Source organism: Streptomyces sp. NPDC025638 (genome assembly GCF_055558775.1).
Genome location: NZ_JBVHLX010000046.1, coordinates 1 through 16,899, shown reverse-complemented (window position 1 = coordinate 16,899; position 16,899 = coordinate 1). Strand labels below are relative to the sequence as shown.

General features: G+C 72.3%; 15 protein-coding genes. 4 read left to right on the top strand and 11 right to left on the bottom strand.

Annotated features, from left to right (window positions below):
• Nucleotides 1-132 precede the first annotated feature (132 nt).
• Nucleotides 133-867, top strand: coding sequence for a TetR/AcrR family transcriptional regulator (locus ACZ4EG_RS45880; protein ID WP_467794957.1), 735 nt, complete (start codon nt 133-135; stop codon nt 865-867).
• A gap of 29 nt (nt 868-896) precedes the next feature.
• Here the strand turns inward: ACZ4EG_RS45880 and ACZ4EG_RS45875 are convergent, their stop codons facing one another.
• Nucleotides 897-1,796 (bottom strand): LysR family transcriptional regulator ArgP, encoded by a 900-nt coding sequence (locus ACZ4EG_RS45875; RefSeq protein ID WP_453550165.1) that lies wholly within the window; start codon nt 1,794-1,796, stop codon nt 897-899.
• Between the two features lie 89 nt (nt 1,797-1,885).
• Here ACZ4EG_RS45875 and ACZ4EG_RS45870 point away from each other — a divergent pair, with 89 nt between their 5' ends.
• Together ACZ4EG_RS45870 and ACZ4EG_RS45865 are read left to right on the top strand one after the other, a co-directional pair.
• Complete coding sequence (locus ACZ4EG_RS45870; protein ID WP_467794956.1) at nt 1,886-2,500, top strand: LysE/ArgO family amino acid transporter; 615 nt, start codon at nt 1,886-1,888, stop codon at nt 2,498-2,500.
• Between the two features lie 123 nt (nt 2,501-2,623).
• The gene (locus tag ACZ4EG_RS45865) at nt 2,624-3,931 is read left to right on the top strand and encodes an MFS transporter (RefSeq protein WP_467794955.1); all 1,308 of its coding nucleotides are present in this window, start codon (nt 2,624-2,626) and stop codon (nt 3,929-3,931) included.
• A gap of 4 nt (nt 3,932-3,935) precedes the next feature.
• On the opposite strand, the gene ACZ4EG_RS45860 is transcribed toward ACZ4EG_RS45865, so the two are convergent.
• The 4 genes from ACZ4EG_RS45860 to ACZ4EG_RS45845 form a co-directional block, all read right to left on the bottom strand.
• Nucleotides 3,936-4,391, bottom strand: a complete 456-nt coding sequence (locus ACZ4EG_RS45860; RefSeq protein ID WP_390710808.1) for a cyclic nucleotide-binding domain-containing protein — start codon at nt 4,389-4,391, stop codon at nt 3,936-3,938.
• 272 nt (nt 4,392-4,663) lie between these two features.
• Entirely contained in the window at nt 4,664-4,888 is a 225-nt protein-coding gene (locus tag ACZ4EG_RS45855; RefSeq protein WP_467794954.1) for a hypothetical protein, read from the bottom strand.
• A 205-nt stretch (nt 4,889-5,093) separates the two neighbouring features.
• Nucleotides 5,094-7,343 (bottom strand): FUSC family protein, encoded by a 2,250-nt coding sequence (locus tag ACZ4EG_RS45850; protein WP_467794953.1) that lies wholly within the window; start codon nt 7,341-7,343, stop codon nt 5,094-5,096.
• A gap of 126 nt (nt 7,344-7,469) precedes the next feature.
• Nucleotides 7,470-8,849, bottom strand: coding sequence for an NAD(P)/FAD-dependent oxidoreductase (locus ACZ4EG_RS45845; RefSeq protein ID WP_467794958.1), 1,380 nt, complete (start codon nt 8,847-8,849; stop codon nt 7,470-7,472).
• Nucleotides 8,850-9,164: 315 nt separating this feature from the next.
• On the opposite strand from ACZ4EG_RS45845, the gene ACZ4EG_RS45840 reads away from it, so the two are divergent.
• Nucleotides 9,165-9,986 (top strand): methyltransferase domain-containing protein, encoded by an 822-nt coding sequence (locus tag ACZ4EG_RS45840; protein WP_467794952.1) that lies wholly within the window; start codon nt 9,165-9,167, stop codon nt 9,984-9,986.
• Nucleotides 9,987-10,032: 46 nt separating this feature from the next.
• Here ACZ4EG_RS45840 and ACZ4EG_RS45835 read toward each other — a convergent pair whose 3' ends face one another.
• The 6 genes from ACZ4EG_RS45835 to ACZ4EG_RS45810 all read right to left on the bottom strand — a co-directional run.
• Nucleotides 10,033-10,467 (bottom strand): ATP-binding protein, encoded by a 435-nt coding sequence (locus ACZ4EG_RS45835; protein ID WP_467794951.1) that lies wholly within the window; start codon nt 10,465-10,467, stop codon nt 10,033-10,035.
• 85 nt (nt 10,468-10,552) lie between these two features.
• The gene (locus tag ACZ4EG_RS45830; RefSeq protein WP_467794950.1) at nt 10,553-12,457 is read right to left on the bottom strand and encodes an AMP-dependent synthetase/ligase; all 1,905 of its coding nucleotides are present in this window, start codon (nt 12,455-12,457) and stop codon (nt 10,553-10,555) included.
• 160 nt (nt 12,458-12,617) lie between these two features.
• Nucleotides 12,618-12,815, bottom strand: coding sequence for a hypothetical protein (locus ACZ4EG_RS45825; RefSeq protein WP_467794949.1), 198 nt, complete (start codon nt 12,813-12,815; stop codon nt 12,618-12,620).
• A gap of 74 nt (nt 12,816-12,889) precedes the next feature.
• Nucleotides 12,890-15,100, bottom strand: coding sequence for a 1,4-alpha-glucan branching enzyme (gene glgB, locus ACZ4EG_RS45820; RefSeq protein WP_467794948.1), 2,211 nt, complete (start codon nt 15,098-15,100; stop codon nt 12,890-12,892).
• Between the two features lie 4 nt (nt 15,101-15,104).
• Complete coding sequence (locus ACZ4EG_RS45815; RefSeq protein ID WP_467794947.1) at nt 15,105-16,469, bottom strand: maltokinase N-terminal cap-like domain-containing protein; 1,365 nt, start codon at nt 16,467-16,469, stop codon at nt 15,105-15,107.
• A 31-nt stretch (nt 16,470-16,500) separates the two neighbouring features.
• On the bottom strand, nt 16,501-16,899 hold a 399-nt coding region (locus ACZ4EG_RS45810; protein ID WP_467794946.1), incomplete at its 5' end, for an alpha-glucosidase C-terminal domain-containing protein.

The following is a 16,899-nucleotide window of genomic DNA, read 5'->3' as shown; positions in this document are numbered from 1 at the left end:
ACCACCTCCACCGACGACGCCACCCCCGCACACTCCCAGCCAAGCACCGCACACCGCCAGCCGTCAGCGACTTACCAACATCACCAGCAGAGTCATGGCGTTGGCATAAGAGCGCGCACGGGAGGGTGGAGCATGCCGAAACCGGTGGTGCCCGAGGAGAAGCGGCGGCGGCGCCGGCCGACCAGGAGCGGCACCGTGCTGTCCGAGCGGCTGATCGTCGAGACCGCGCTGCGCATGCTGCGCGAACACGGCAGCGCGGGGCTCACCGCGCGCCGTCTGGGCCTGGCCCTCGACTGCGACCCCAGCACGCTGTACCGCTACTTCCGTGGCATGGACGACCTGACCCTGGCCATCGGCGACGCGCTCATCGGGCAGGCGCTGCGCGGCTGGGAGCCCACGGGGCAGTGGCGGGCGGACCTGCGGGCGATCGGGCTGCGCATCCACTCGGCGTATGTCGCGCACCCGCAGGCGGCCCTGCTCACCGCGAACCGGGTCACCGGCCGCGCGCACGAACTGGCCGCCGACGAGGCCGTCCTGGACGTGCTGCGCACGGCCGGCTTCCCGCTGCCGGAGACGGTGCGCGTCTACCACGCCTTCATCGACCAGACGCTGGCCTTCGCCGCCCTGGACGCCGCGTCCCTGGCCCTGCCGAGCGCCTCCCAGCGCGCCGACGACGACAAGTGGAACTCGACCTACGCCCGCCTGCCGCGCGCCACCCACCCCCGCATCGCCGAGGCGGCCCCGCTCCTCGCCGCCCGCATGCCCACCAGCGCCTATCCGACCGCCCTGGACATGCTCCTGGACAGCGCGGCCGACACCCTGGCGGCCGGTACGGGACCGGAGCCGGCCGAGACGGGGAGCCGCTAGCCGACGAAGCCCGGTTCGTCGTGCGGTGGCTACCCGTGCAGTGTCTGCGCCGCCGTGGCCACCACCGCCTCGGCCAGCGCCGCCAGCGCGGGGGAGTCGAGCTTCCACTGCTGCCAGAACAGCGGGACGTCGACCGACCGCCGCGGCGCGAGACGGACGAGGCGGCCGGTGCGCAGCAGCGGATCGGCCTGGGCCTCGGGCACCATGCCCCAGCCGAGGCCCGCGGCCACGGCCTGCGCGAAGCCCTCCGACGTCGGGACGTAGTGCCGCAGCGCGCTCGCCGCTGCCCGGCCCTGCGACAGCGTGCGCACGAAGCCGTCCTGGAAGTCGTCCCGCCGGTCGAAGACCACCACCGGCGCCCCGGCGAGCGCGTCCCGCAACGGCCCGCCCAGATGCGCCGCGGCGAAGGCCGGGCTCGCCACCGGGAGGTAGCGCATCCGGCCCAGGGCACGCACCGAGCAGCCCGGAACGGGGTCGGGCGACGAGGTGACCGCCGCCATCACCAGCCCCTCGCGCAGCAGCGCCGCCGTGTGGTCCTCGTCCTCGCGGCGCAGCTCGAAACAGAGCCGCGGCTCCTGCGGCAGGAGTGTCAGCGCCCCGAGGAACCAGGTCGCCAGCGAGTCCGCGTTCACCGCGACCGACACCCGCGTCGGCTCCCCGGCACCGCTCATACCGAGTTCGCCGCGCGCGTCCCGCTCCAGCCGGGCCAGCTGCCGGGCGAACCGCACCAGCACCTCCCCGGATTCCGTCGGCCGCACCGGTTTCGTGCGCCGGAGCAGCACCCGGCCCGTGCGCTGCTCCAGCGCCTTCACCCGCTGACTGACCGCCGACGGCGTCACATGCAGCGCGGCGGCCGCCGCGTCGAACGTGCCCTCGTCCACCACCGCCAGCAGCGTCCGCACCTGGTCGAGGGGGAGCTCCGACATCATGTGCGCCCTCACTTCGTCATGATGAGCGCTAATGGTACGTAAAAACCTTTAGCTGTACGCGCGGTGATCCCCTGCCTAGCGTCAAGGGCATGTCCAACGCCTTGACCGCCGCGGCCGCCGGATTCGGCACCGGCCTCACCCTCATCGTCGCCATCGGCGCCCAGAACGCCTTCGTCCTGCGCCAGGGGGTACGCCGTGACGCGGTCCTCGCCGTCGTCGGGATCTGCGCCCTGTCCGACGCCCTGCTCATCGCGCTGGGCGTCGGCGGCGTCGGCGCCGTCGTGGTGGCGTGGCCGGGGGCGCTGACCGCGGTCGGGCTGATCGGCGGCGCCTTCCTGCTCTGCTACGGCGCCCTCGCCGCCCGCCGTGTCCTCAAGCCCGGGACCGGACTGAGGGCGCAGGGCGAGGCGGCGGGCTCCCGCAGGCGGGCGGTGCTCACCTGTCTGGCGATGACCTGGCTCAATCCGCACGTCTACCTGGACACCGTGTTCCTGCTCGGCTCCCTCGCCGCCGACCGGGGCGCCCTGCGCTGGACCTTCGGCCTCGGCGCGGCGCTCGCCAGCCTGTGCTGGTTCGCCGCCCTGGGCTTCGGCGCCCGGCTGCTCGGCCGCTTCCTCGCCAGCCCGTCGGCCTGGCGCGTCCTGGACGGTCTGGTCGCCGCGACGATGCTCGGTCTCGGCGCGGTGCTCGTCGCCGGATCGTGAGACAGGGGTCGTGCGCCGCCGGATCGTGAGGCGGAGCGGTTCGGCAGGCGCGGGAGTTGCTGCGATAGTGAGGCTCGCAATCGAAAGATGTAGTGAGCAACCACAGCGAGCAACGGGAAGCCCGTGGACACGAGCGAGAGCACAGGCAGCGGCGCCGAAGCGCAGTCCGACACGCCCGCGGTGCCGGCCCCGCCCCGGCACGGCTGGCGCCGCTGGGCGATGGACACCCGCCCCCTGCGCCGCCCCGCCTACCGCCGGCTGTGGTCCTCGACCATCGTCACCGCCGTCGGCAGCCAGCTCACCGCCGTCGCCGTACCCAAGCAGATCTACGACATCACGCACTCCTCGGCCTGGGTCGGCTACGCTTCCCTCGCCGGTCTCGTGCCGATGGTGGTGTTCGCGCTGTGGGGCGGGGCGGTCGCCGACACCGTGGACCGCCGCAAGCTGCTGCTGGTCACCAACAGCGGGATAGCCGTGACCTCGCTGCTGTTCTGGGCGCAGGCGGTGACCGGGCTGGACTCGGTCGTCGCGCTGATGGTCCTGCTCGCGATGCAGCAGGCGTTCTTCGGCCTCAACTCACCGGCCCGCAACGCCTCCATCGCCCGGCTGGTGCCCGCGCACGAACTGCCCGCCGCGGGCGCCCTCGGCTCGACCGTCATGCAGACCGGGCTGGTGGCCGGGCCCCTGCTGGCCGGTGCGCTGATCCCGGTCATCGGCCTGCCCGAGCTGTATCTGATCGACGCCCTGGCGCTGTGCGTCACGGTCTGGGCCGTCGCACGGCTCCCCGCGCTGCCGCCGCTGGGGCAGGCGGTCGCCCGGCGCGCCGGATGGCGGGAGATCGCGGCGGGCTTGCGCTACATCTCGCTGCACAAGGTGCTGCTGCTCTCCTTCCTCGCCGACATCGTCGCCATGGTCCTCGGCATGCCCCGCGCCCTGTTCCCGCAGCTGGCCGCCGAGACGTACGCGTCGTACGGCGAGGGGCTCGCGCTCGGTGTGCTGTTCGCCGGGATCCCCGTGGGCGCCGTGATCGGCGGACTGTTCTCCGGCACGTTCTCCCGGACGGGGCGGCACGGCTGGATGGTGATCGGCTCGGTGGTCGGCTGGGGCGTGGCCGTCGCCGGGTTCGGGCTGAGCCGGAACCTGTGGGTCGCCCTGGCGTTCCTGGCCGCCGCCGGAGTCGCCGACATGGTCTCCATGGTCTTCCGCGGGGCGATCCTGCTGTCCGCGGCCACCGACGAGATGCGCGGCCGTATGCAGGGCGTGTTCACGGTCGTCGTGGCGGGCGGCCCGCGCCTGGCCGACGTGCTGCACGGCACGGCGGGCTCGGCCTTCGGCCCGCGGGCCGCCGTCGCGGGCGGCGGCCTGCTGGTCGTCGTCGTCATGCTGGGCCTGGCCGCCGCCGTGCCGGCACTGCGCCGCTACCGCGTCTGAGGCCCTACAGCGGCCCGCGGCGGCGCAGCGTGTACTGGTCCATAAGCTTGCCGCGGGTCATCTCCAGCCGGTGGGCGAGGATCTCGGCGACGGTCCGCACCAGCGACAGCCCGAGCAACGGGTCCTCCACGGACAGGCCCAGTACCGCCGCCGCATCGAACTCGTAGGCGCGCACCGGACTGAAGGCCACCGCGCCGAAGTCCCACTGGTACGGCGGGAACAGCCACGACCAGCCGAGGAGGTCGCCGGCGCCGAGGGTGGCCACGGTCACGCGTTGGTGGGAGGTCACCTCCTGATCGAGGTTGACCGCGCCCGAGCGGATCACCCAGAAGCGGTCGGCGGTGCCACCCGCCTCGAAGATCCGGGTGTCCTCCGGGAAGGAGACCTCCTGTGCCAGCTCCATCAGACGCTCGCGCTGCACTTGCGGAAGGGCGGTCAGCAGTTTTATCGCTTTGGTCATCGCGCAGGGCTCCTCGCCGGCGGGGGTTTCCGGTGTTTTCCCTGCACCCATTTCAGCCGCTGCCGCCGCGCTGAGCACCTCGGCGGAGTGGAGAACCTCTGGATTCGGTCCTCGGGGCGTTAAAAAGCCCTGGCTGGACGGGGGAAGCCAGCCAGGGCCGTAAGCGGTGACACAGGGAGGACAGTCGCGGTCGACTCCGAGGCCACGTATGTATGAAAGGTAAACCATCTACGGTGGCTCCGCGTACCTGAGAGCGGGTCACGTGACCGGTTTCACTTCTTCCCGTCGCCGTGCCGCCCCGGCACGGCGATCTCGTCCAGCACACGGAACACGGCCTCGTACGCCCAGGCCCGCGCGGACGCCTCCCGGGCTCCTTCCGGGTCGGACGCGCTCAGCTTCTCCGCCCGGGACCGCCAGACCCGCTCCTCGTCCGCCGCGCAGTCCCGTCCGCGCTGGATGCGCCGCAACAGCTCGCTCGAATCCACGACGTCGGTCATACCGTCCCCATACCCCGAAACGACGCCCCGATCGGACCGTTCACGGGTTTGGCGGCGCCCGGAGAGGTAGTCGGAGGAGGGCGTCGACGCGGAGCGTCGGCAACCGACGACAACGCGGCAGATGGGCGTGCCGGGCCCCGCGTCTGCGGGATGATCCGCCGGACAGGCCCTGACGCGCCGCCGCGAACGAGTTCCCCCTCGCCCGTCATGGCTTGCGAGGTTCGAGTGGGACTCGGAGGGGGCGGGCCAGGCCCATCACCGCTTCGTCCAGGCGTTGCAGATGGCGCAGTACCCGGTCGGTCACGCGGTCGTAGTGCGGGGTCGCGAGGGTGCCGGGCTTGAGCAGGGAGGCGATGCTGGGGCCGGTCTCGACCCTGGACTCGGCGTGCGGGTCGGTGATGTGCCCGGCGATCGCCTCGATGTTGTGCACGATCCGCTGCCCCACCCCGCGCAGCCGGGGATCCGCGGCGATCGAGGGGTACGCGGGCAGCAGTTCGGCGGTGGCCGCCAGGGAACGCGCGTGGTACGCACAGGTCTCCAGGAGGGCCACGACATAGCGGGCCGTGTTCCGGCGCGACCGCTGCGGTGCGATGGGGTGGGTCAGCGGCTGGGTGGAGGCGCGCAGATCGGCCAGCGCCTGGTCCAGCTCGCGCGCCCGGTCGAGCAGATCGGCCGGTGGCCCGCCGCTCAACTGGTCGACCGCGGCCCGGGTGACGTCGGCCAGCCGGTTCAGCACGCCGGCCAGGAGTTCGTTCGTACGGCGGTCGGTGTGCACCGGCAGGACCACCGCCGCCGCGAAGACCCCGCACGCCGCGCCCAGCGCCGTCTCCTCCACGCGCAGCACCAGGACCGACGTGCTGTAGGTGTTGAGCAGCGTGTACAGCAGCCCCAGCATCGCCGTCACGAAGAACGACATCAGCGTGTAGGAGAGCGGTGCCGTGTAGAACATCGCGAAGATGAGCAGCAGCACCAGCCCGAACGCCGTCCATGTGTGGTGCCCGACCAGTCCCGCCAGTCCGATGCCGGCGACGACGCCGAACACGGTGCCGAGTACCCGGCGATAGCCCTTGACCAGGATCTCCCCGGTGGACGCGGTGTTGATGAACACGATCCAGCAGGTCAGCACCGCCCAGTACCAGCGATTGCCGGACAGCAGCTCGCCGCCCACCATGGCGAGCGCCGATCCGACCGCCACCTGCACGGCCGCCCGCGTGGTCGGCCGCAGCCGGCCGATGGGCTGTTCCTCCTCCCGCTCGTCCTCCTCCTCGCCGCCGATCGCGGCGTCCTCCGCGTCCAGTTCCTCGCGCGAGCGGGCCGTCGCGGGGGTGTCGGCGGACTCGTCCTGCGGTCCGTCGAGGGCGATCCGCAGTCCCAGCACCGCCCGCGCGGCCTCGCCGATGCCCCGGAAGACGTCCTGCACGGCGGACGGGGCATCGGGCAGGTTCTCCTCCTCCCGGTAGCCGAGCAGCCGGTTCCGCAGCCGCGAGAGCCCGGTCCCCGTGTCCTCACCGACGGGCCGCAGCACCAGCAGCCGCAGCGCCTCCAGCGCGCGGCGCAGTTCGGCGGCCCACTCGTCGCGCACCGGCAGCTCACCTCCGGAGGGGAGGGGCGCGCCCGGCAGATGCAGCGTGAGCGTGTCCGCCCGCTCGGCGCTGCGCGCGGTCAGCAGCATCAGCCCGAGCCGCTCGGCGACGATCTCGGCGTCCGCGATCCGGCGCTGGAGCAGCCGCGCCACCGCCTCGTCGGAGGTCCCGTCCTCCAGCCGGCCCTGGATCAACAGGGCCGTCTCGTGCAGCCGGGCCGTCCTGACCCGGACCACCTCCAGGGCCTTGTCCACGTCCTCCGGGCCGGCGTCGAGCAACTCGATCTGGGCCTCGACGAGTTGGGCGAGCCGGGCGCGGAAGGCCCGCCGCAGCCGGTCGAGGGTGCCCGCGGGCGTCTGCCGTACGAGGACGAACCGGGCGAGGGCGCTGCACACGAACGCCACGACGATCGCGCCGTACAGACCCGGCAGCGTCGGCACGGTCGCGTGCACGAACAGCGAGAGGAAGTAGATCTGGAAGCCGATCAGCCCGAGCGCCGTACCGCGGTCCCCGTACCGGCGGCCGTAGACGGCGCAGAAGATGAGCGCGACGAAGAACAGGTCGCCGGCCACGACGTGCGCGCTGAGCAGCGCGCCCAGCGACACCGAGACCAGGGCCACCGGCAGCCCCAGGGCGAGCGTGCCGGCCTGCCGGCCCCGCTGCTTCTCCCGAATGGCGAAGGTGGCGACCATCGCGGCCATGGCCGCGGCCACCAGATGGGTCACGTCGGCCCCCGCCACGGCCAGAGCGGCCAGCGACAGGGTGATGGCGAGGACCGTCCGCAGACCCGCCGCGAGCCGCAGCAGACCGGGATCGGACGCCGCGAGCCGGTCCCGCAGCTCCGCCCGCACCGACCGTCCCGCAGTCCTCACGCCGCCGCGCTCTCTCCCGTGTCACGTCGTGATCCCGCACCCAGCATGGCACGGTCCGGCCCCTGGCCACCGGGGACGGCCACCGGTCGGGAGCGCGGCCGGCCGGCGGCCGACGGGGTGCCCGGGTCAGCCCGACGGGCCGTCGCCGCCGCTGCCCTCCACATACGCCCGTACCTGTGCGGGCGTCATATAGGCGTTGGTGTGCTCGAAGTCCTTGAGCCTCATGGCCTTGCGGGCCTGGAACCCGGTACGCACGAAATCGTCGCCCGCGACCGCGTTGAGCAGCCAGTTGGTCATGACGCGGGTCTTGGCGACATTGGTGCGCAGCGCCGACCAGTGGTAGCCGCGGGCGACGACCTGGGCGGGCAGGCCGCGCAGTTCGATGCCCAGCGGCTTGGACACCGCGTCCGTGCCACCGAGGTCGACGACGAGCCCGAGGTCCCGGTGCTCGTACGGGCGCAGCGGCTGGTTGCGCAGCGTCGCGATGACGTTGTCGGCGACCCTCTTGCCCTGCCGCATGGCGTGTTGCGCGGTGGGCGGGCAGATCGCGCCCTCCTCCTTGGCCCTGTCCGGCACGGCGGCGGCGTCGCCGAGCGCGAACACGCCGTCGTGGCCCGGGAGCGACATATGGGTGTCGACCGCGAGCCGCCCCCGCACGGTCTCCGCGCCGAGCGTGGCGATCAGCGGGCTGGCGACCACACCGGCCGTCCAGATCAGAGTGCGGGTGGGCACCACCCGGCCGTCGGTGAAGGTGACCTCCTCGGGGCCCGCCTTCGCGATGGAGACGCCCAGCGAGACGTCGATGCCGCGGCGGCGCAGGATCTCCTGGGCGCTGCGGCCGAGCTTGTCGCCCAGCTCGGGCATCAGCTTCGGCGCGATGTCGATCAGATGCCACTTGAACAGGCCGGGGTCCAGCCGCGGGTAGCGCTTGACGGCCGCGTGCGTCAGCCGCTGCAGACAGGCGGCGGTCTCGGTGCCGGCATAACCGCCGCCGACCACCACGAACTGCAGCCGCGAGGCGCGCTCGGCCGGGTCGTGACTGGCATCGGCGAGGTCCAGCTGGGAGATGACGTGGTCGCGGATGTAGGCGGCCTCCGCGAGGGTCTTCATGCCGAAGGCGTGCTCGGTCAGGCCGGGGATGTCGAAGGTGCGGGTGACACTGCCCGGCGCCAGCACGATGTAGTCGTACGACACGTTCACGGTCTCGTCCGTTATCGTGCGGACGACGCAGACCTTGGACTTCAGGTCCACGCCGATGGCACCGCCCGGGATGATCCGGGTGCGGTACTTCTTGCTCCGGCGCAGCGACACGGCGATCGACTGGGGCGTGAGCACGCCGGAGGCGACCTGGGGCAGCAGGGGCAGATAGAGCTGGAAGGCGGACGGCGTCACCAGGGTGACGTCGGCCTCGTCCGGGGCGAGTTTCCGTTCCAGGCGGCGAACACACTCCACACCGGCGAAGCCTGCGCCAACCACCAGGATCCTGGGTCGTGTCACGTTGTTCATCCCTTTCTGCGGCTCCAGGCGGTCCGACTCGACGCCGTTCGCCTGCCCCGGATCGCTGGTTTGCACCACATCGATCCCACCGCGCGCCGAGCCGTTGTGCCACTCGGGTGCGGCAGGCAGACGAAAGCGTGGGCACCAGCATGCGCCTCCCGCGGCCCCGAGCAACCCGTGTGACGCACGGAGATGCGCCGTACTGCTGTGCCTGTGGCAGTCCGAGGGTTCCCGGGCCGGGGCGCGTGCCGGTCGCGGCGGGCTCGAACCCGGCGTCCGGAAAAGGCTCCTGGACCGCGACCCGCGCGCCGTAGAGTGCGCGGCATGGCGCAGACACGGCCCGGGTCGGGCTTCCAGACGCGGAACATCGACGCACGGAACCCCGAAGCGGCGGCCCACCTGATCGGCGCCCTGGACGTCCAGGACGCCAACCCCGGAGTACGACGACTGCGCGCCTGGGCCCACGAGGCGCTCGCGCCCGAGGACGGCGAGCGGACGCTGGACGTGGGTTGCGGGACCGGCTCATGGACACGGGAACTGGCGGCCGCCGTCGGCCCCCAGGGCTCGGCCCTCGGCGTCGAACCGCACCCCGCGCTGCGCGCGGTCGCCGAGGAACGCGCGGGCGGCAGCGGGGCGCGCTTCACGGACGGCGACGCCCTCGCGCTGCCCCTGCCCGACGCCTCGGTGGACATCGTGTGGTGCGAACGCGTGCTCCAGCATCTCGCCGAACCGGACCGGGCCGTCGCCGAGATGGCCCGGGTGCTGCGCCCGGGCGGCCGTGTGGCGCTGCTCGACACCGACTGGGCGACCACCATCCTGCACCCCGGCGACCCGGAGATCCTGCGGGCACTGACCTCGGGCGCCCTCACCAGCGCGGCCAACCCCTACTCGGGGCGCCGCCTCGTCGGTCAGCTGACCGCGGCCGGACTCGTGGTCGACGACCGCGGCTCCCAGGCCCTTCTCCAGGACCACCGGTCCGTCGCCTGGCCGCTCATCCGCATGCTGGGCAAGTCCGCGGTGCACCGCGGACTGCTGACCGAGGCCCAGTGCGACACCGCGTACACCGGTCTTGCCGAGGCCGCCGAGCGGGGCGCGCTGCACATGTCCGTGACGATGTTCGGCGTGGTCGCGCATCGCCCGGGCTGACCGACGACCGTGCGGGAACGTTCCGCCACCAGAGAAGAAAGATCCATCACCAGGGAAGAAAGGCGTGCACGTCCTTGCCGGTCTCCGTGACGACCACGCTGACCTGCTCGCACAGCGTGTGAATGAGGTGCCAGCCGATCCCGCCCCCGCCCCTGCTGGGCCGGAACGGACGCGGCTCGGGCCGGGTGGTGCTGGTGTCGTGCATCGTGATGTGCACGCCGTCGAACGTGCGGCGCATCCGCAGCTCGAAGGGGCCCGGGGCGTACTGGACGACGTTGGCGGCCAGTTCCGTGACGACCAGCAGGATGTCGTCCCAGTACTCCGGAGTCGCCGGCGGCGACTCGCGTGCGAGGACGCCGAGGAACTCCTCCGCGGCGAGTCGTGTACCCGTCACGTTCCGCAGATCGCCCGGGAAGGAGAACGTACGCTCGAACGTCTCCTCGGCGGGCGGCGTGTCGTCCCGGCGCGGCCCGATCGGCATCTTGTCTTCCTCAGTCCCGGGAGAGCAGGACTGCTGTCGGTGCTCATCCGTCCTACCGATGCGAGTTCCCAGGGACGGCGGCTCCTCACCGGAACACGTCGTCCGAGTCGTCCCAGTCGGCCGGCTCCTCCAGCGCGGGCCGGTGCGCGGCGCGGGTCCGGACCTGGTACATCGCGTCGATCTCGGCCGCGTAGTGCCGCACGATGGCGTCCCGGCGCAGCTTCAGCGAGGGTGTCAGCAGTCCGTTGGCCGGGTCGAACGGCGTGGGGAGCACCCGGTACACCCGGATGGACTCGGAGCGTGACACCGCGCTGTTGGCCGCGGCGATGGCCCGCGCGATCTCCTCCCGCAGCGCGTTGTCCTCCCGTGTCTGCCGGCCGGGCGTGTCGGGCTGCAGCGCCAGGGCCGTGCGCCAATGCGCCAGATACTCCGGGTCCAGGGTGATCAGGGCCCCCACACAGGGCCGGTCGTCGCCGACCACCACCGCCTGGTGGACGAGCGGATGCATCCGCAGCCGCTGCTCCAGCGGCGCCGGGGCCACGCTCTTGCCGCTGCTGGTGACGAGGACGTCCTTCTTGCGGCCCGTGATCGTCAGATAGCCCTCGGAGTCGAACCGCCCGATGTCCCCGGTCGCCAGCCAGCCGCCGCGCAGCGCGGCCCGCGTGGCCGGCTCGTCGTTGACGTAGCCCTGGAACACCGACGGGCCGCGCACCAGGAGCTCCCCGTCGTCGGCGATCCGGATCTCCGTGCCCGGCAGTGCGTGCCCCACGGTCCCTGACTTCTCCCGGCCCAGCGGCTGCATGGTGATGCCGCCGCTGGCCTCGGTGAGCCCGTAGCCGTCGTTCACATAGATGCCGATGCCCTCGTAGAACAGGGACAGTTCACGGTTGAGCGAGCAGCCGCCGGAGGTGGCCCGGACCACCCGGCCGCCCAGCACGCCACGCAGTCTTCGGTACACCGTCCGCTCGAACAGGGCGTGTTGCAGCCGCAGGTCGAACCCGGGGCCCGACCCCGTGCCCAGGCGCCGGCGCTCCTCGGCCTCGGCGAAGTCCCGCGCCGTCTCCGCCGCCCGCTCGAACAGGGCACCGCGGCCCGACTGCTGGGCGGTGCGCAGGAACGTCTTGTAGAGCTTCTCGAACAGCGACGGCACGGCGTAGAAGTACGTCGGCCGGAAGGTGCGCAGGGCCGAGGCCAGTGCCTCCTCGGTCAGCTCCGGCTCGTGGCCCATCAGCACCCCGCCGCGCACGCACATCACCTGGATCATCAGCCCGTACACGTGCGAGAAGGGCAGGAAGGCCAGGACGGACGGCTGCTGTCCCGGGGGCGCCCCCGTGTGCCCCCAGCCCGCGAACAGGATGTCGCACGGATGCGCCAGGCTGCGATGGGTCAGCGCGCAGCCCATCGGGCGGCCCGATGTGCCCGAGGTGTAGGCGATGGCCGCCGTCGAGTCCGGCAGCACGATCCGGCGCAGCGACTCCACCGTGGTCAGCGGGATGAACCGGCCCCGCTCCGTCAGATGGGCCAGCGCCCCCGAGTCCAACTGCCAGACGTGCCGCAGCTGCGGCAGGCCCGCGCACACGGTGCCGATCGTCATGACGCCCTGCTCGTCCTCCACCACGACGGCCACGCACTCGGCGTCCCGGAGGATCCACTCGACCTGCTCCCGGGACGACGCCGGATTGATCGGCACGACCTCCGCGCCGACCGCCCACAGGGCGTGCGCGAGCACCGTCCACTCGTACCGCGTCCGGGACATGACGGCCACCCGGTGGCCCGGCGATATCCCGCAGGCCACCAACCCCTTGGCCAGATCGACCACTTCGTCCCGCAGCTCGACCGCCGTCACCTCCTCCCAGGTGGCGGACGCACCGTCCGGGCGGCGCGCGAGCACTGGCAACGTGGGGTTGCGGACCGCCTTGTCGAAGACGCTGTCGGCGAGTCCGCCGGTCAGGGCCGGAACCGCCGCCGGAGCGAGGGCGAAGTCGCGCATGCGCTGCTCCCGGGATGTACGGAGGGTGACACTGCCGATCAGTACCGTGGTCGGCGGTGCTCGAATGTATCCGAGGCGGCGCCGTTTGGCGCCTGGAACGGTCAAGTCGTCGCCGACTGATGATCCAGACGTGTCCGAGGGCGTCCCGCACGACGCCCGCTCACGACCCTCCCGGCAGTGTGCGCCACACGCACTCGGTGACGACGTCCCGCAGACTCCCGGTCCACTCCAGCGCCTTGCGCTGCACCGATGCGCCGTTGCCCCGGCGCAGCGGCGCCTCGGACGCCGCCCGCACACGCTCGTTGTCACCGTTGTCGGCGAGCGGGCCCGCAATGTGCTCCACCAGGTCGCGCAGCACCGACTCCGCGGGCGCCGGCCCGTCCGTCGCGTGCCACCCTCTGCGTGCGCGCGTCCCTCGACTGCCCCCCTCGGTCATTCCTGAACCGGGTGCGGGACCAGCCACACCGTGGCGAGGGGCGGCAGGGTCACCCGGAGCGCGCCCTCGTCCGGCACGAGCGGTCCGCCGTGGGTGATGCCGCCGCCGCCGTAGCGCGCGCTGTCGGTGTTGAGGATCTCCTGCCAGGCGGCGACGTCCTCGGGCACGCCGAGGCGGTAGTCGTGGCGGACGACCGGGGAGAAGTTGGACACGGCCAGCAACGGCGTTCCCCGCCCGTCGAACCTGAGGAAGGCGAAGACGTTGTCGTCCGCGGCGTCGCCGACGACCCAGCGGAAGCCGGCCGGGTCGGTGTCCCGCTGCCACAGGGCGGGGTGGGCGCGGTAGCCGGCGTTGAGGTCGCGGACCAGGTCCTGCACCCCGCGGTGGTCAGCCTCCGCCTCGTACGCCGGGTCCAGCAGCCACCACTCGGGGCCGTGGGCCTCGGACCATTCGGCACCCTGGGCGAACTCCTGCCCCATGAAGAGCAGTTGCTTGCCCGGGTGGGCCCACATGAAGCCCAGGTACGCACGGTGGTTGGCGCGCCGCTGCCACCAGTCGCCCGGCATCTTGGAGACCAGGGCCTGCTTGCCGTGGACGACCTCGTCGTGGGAGATGGGCAGGACGTAGTTCTCGCTGTAGGCGTACACCATCGAGAAGGTCATCTCGTTGTGGTGGAACTTGCGGTGCACCGGCTCGTGCTGCATGTACTCCAGCGAGTCGTGCATCCACCCCATGTTCCACTTCAGCCCGAAGCCCAGACCCCCGCTGTCCGTCGGCCGCGTCACCCCGTCCCACGCGGTCGACTCCTCGGCGATGGTCAGCACGCCCGGCGCCCGGCGGTACACGGTCGCGTTCATCTCCTGCAGGAACGCCACCGCGTCCAGGTCCTCCCGCCCGCCGAACACATTGGGCGTCCACTGGCCGGAGTCGCGCGAGTAGTCGAGGTAGAGCATGGAGGCGACCGCGTCGACGCGCAGCCCGTCGATGTGGAACTCCTCGCACCAGTACACGGCGTTGGCGACCAGGAAGTTGCGCACCTCGATGCGCCCGAAGTCGAACTCGTACGTCCCCCAGTCCGGATGCTCGGCCCGCCGCGCGTCCCCGGGCTCGTACAGCGGATCCCCGTCGAAGCGCGCCAGCGCCCAGTCGTCCTTGGGGAAGTGCGCGGGCACCCAGTCCATGATCACGCCGATGCCGGCCCGGTGGAGGGCGTCGACCAGGTACTTGAAGTCGTCCGGGGTGCCCAGCCGGGACGTGGGCGCGTAGTAGGACGTGACCTGGTAGCCCCAGGAGGGGCCGAAGGGGTGCTCGGCGACCGGCATCAGTTCGACGTGGGTGAAGCCGAGGTCCTTGACGTACGTCGGGAGTTGATGGGCGAGCTGACGGTAGGTCAGACCGGGGCGCCAGGAAGGGAGGTGGATCTCGTACACCGAGAACGGTGCCTCGTGCACCGGCGTGTCCGCACGGTGCGCCATCCACCCCGCGTCGCCCCACTCGTAGTGCGAGGCCGTGACGACGGAAGCGGTGTCGGGCGGCACCTCCGTGCGCCGCGCCATCGGGTCGGCCTTGAGGAACCGGTCGCCGTAGCGCGACGTGATCTCGAACTTGTACCGGGTGCCCTCGCCGATGCCCGGCAGGAACAGCTCCCAGACACCGGACGAGCCGAGCGAACGCATCGGGTACTGGGTGCCGTCCCACCAGGTGAAGTCCCCGGCGACCCGCACCCCTTGGGCGTTCGGCGCCCACACGGTGAAGCGGGTGCCGGTCACGCCCTGGTGCGTCATCGGCTCGGCGCCCAGCGCCTGCCACAGCTGCTCGTGCCGGCCCTCGCCGATCAGATGCAGATCGAGCTCGCCGAGAGCGGGGAGGAAACGATAGGGGTCGTCCACCTCCTGCTCGCCGTCCTCGTACTCCACCAGCAAGGTGTACGACGGAACCCTGCCGTACGGCAGTACGGCGGCGAAGAGGCCGTCCCCCTCGGAGACGAGGCCGCTGCGTGTCCCGTCGATCACGACGCTCACCGCGCGGGCGAACGGGCGCAGCGCCCGGAACACGGTCCCGCCGGGGACCGGGTGGGCGCCCAGCAGGGCGTGCGGATCGTGGTGGGAGCCCGACAGCAGGCGCTCGCGGTCCGTGGGGTCCAGCGGTACGGCCGTGGGCGGGAGCGGGCCCGAGTGCTCGGGGAGCGAAGTGTCGCGCAGTGCCATGAGGTCAGCCTCCCCGTACGGCGAGCCGCTCGATCGCGGCCATGGGAACCGGAAGCCAGTCCGGGCGGTGCCGGGCCTCGTACAGCACCTCGTACACCGCCCTGTCCGTCTCGTGGGCACGCAGCAGGGCGTGCTTCTTGCGTGGATCCCACCCGGCCCGGGCGGCATAGCCCGCGCAGAACGCCTCCCGGCAGCGGCGGGCCCACTCCGGGCGCCAGGGGCGGCGCTGCCGGGCCGCGTAGTCGAAGGAGCGCAGCATGCCGGCTATGTCCCGCAGCGGGGACTGGGAGCTGCGCCGCTCGGTGAGCGGGCGGGACGGTTCGCCCTCGAAGTCGATGACGAACCACTCGGGGCCGGCCCGCAGCACCTGCCCGAGGTGCAGGTCGCCGTGTATTCGCTGCGCGGGCGGCCCGGTGTCGCAGGTGGCGAGCGCGCCGAACGCGGTGCGCAGCCCCGGGACGAACGGCCGCAGCGCGGGCACGCAGTGCACGGCGGCCTCCAGCCGGGCCGTCATCGCCTCCGCCGTACGCTCTTTCTCGCCCGGGACGTCCGACGGGAAGGCCGTGGCCAGCGCCACGTGCACCTCGGCCGTGGCTTGCCCCAGCTCGTGCGCCGCGGTGGTGAAGTCGTCGCCCGTGGCGAGTGCGCGCAGGGCGAGTGTCCAGCCGTCGTCGGCGCCGGGCAGGAAGGGCTGGAGCACGCCGAGAGTCGCGGGCCACGGCTGTGTGGTCCGGAACCAGGCCACCGGCGCGGGCACGCGCGTGCAGCCCTGTGCGGCCAGCGCCCCCGACACCTCCAGGTCGGGGTTGACCCCGGGCTGGATGCGCCGGAAGACCTTCAGGATGTACGCGTCGCCGTACACCAGCGAGGAGTTGGACTGCTCGGCGTCCAGCAGACGTGGCGCGAGTGCGCCGGACACCCGTACGGCCGGGTCCGCCTCGAAGCGCAGCGGGCCCGCCGTGCCGGGCTGCCGCAGCCGCTCCAGGAGCAGTTCGGCCGAGCGCGGGTCGTGCAGGGCGTCGTACACCGCCAGACCCGCCAGCGGACCCTCGTCGGGCCGGCCGATGTAGGCCCGGCCCAGGCGCGGTGCCGGATGCTTCTGTACACCGAGCAGCAGCTGGTAGCAGTCGCCGGCCCAGGGCGTGCCCACGGGGGCGGGGACCCCGCCCTGTCCGGCCTGCACCAGCAGGTGCAGACAGCCCGGGAACAGCTCGGTCATGGACAGCAGGGAGAGCTCCGTGACGGGCCGGTCCTTGCCCGCGAACCAGCGCTGCCCGGGCAGCCATTCGCGCAGCAGTCCGGTCAGTGAGGCCCTGGGCCGGTCGGAACCGGTCCGGTGCCTCGGCCGGACGGAAACGGTCTTCGTCATGGTGAAGCCTCCTTTCCTCGGTGCCGCGCGCTCAGCGTCGTCGGCCGATGCGGGATGCGACTCGGGAGAGCCGGAACCAGTAGAAGCCGTGGCCCGCGAGGGTGAGCAGATAGGGCAGTTCACCGATGGCGGGGAAGCGGACCCCGCCGATGAGCTCGACGGGATGCCGTCCGTCGTAGACCCGCAGGTCGAGTTCGGTCGGCTGTGCGAAGCGGGAGAAGTTGTGCACGCACAGGACCAGGTCGTCCTCGTGCTCGCGCAGGAAGGCGAGGACCGCGGGGTTGGAGGACTGGAGTTCGGTGTAGGAGCCGAGTCCGAAGGCGGGGTTCTGTTTGCGGATCTCGATCATGCGGCGGGTCCAGTGCAGGAGGCTGGACGGGGAGGACATGGAGGCCTCGACGTTGGTGACCTGGTAGCCGTAGACGGGGTC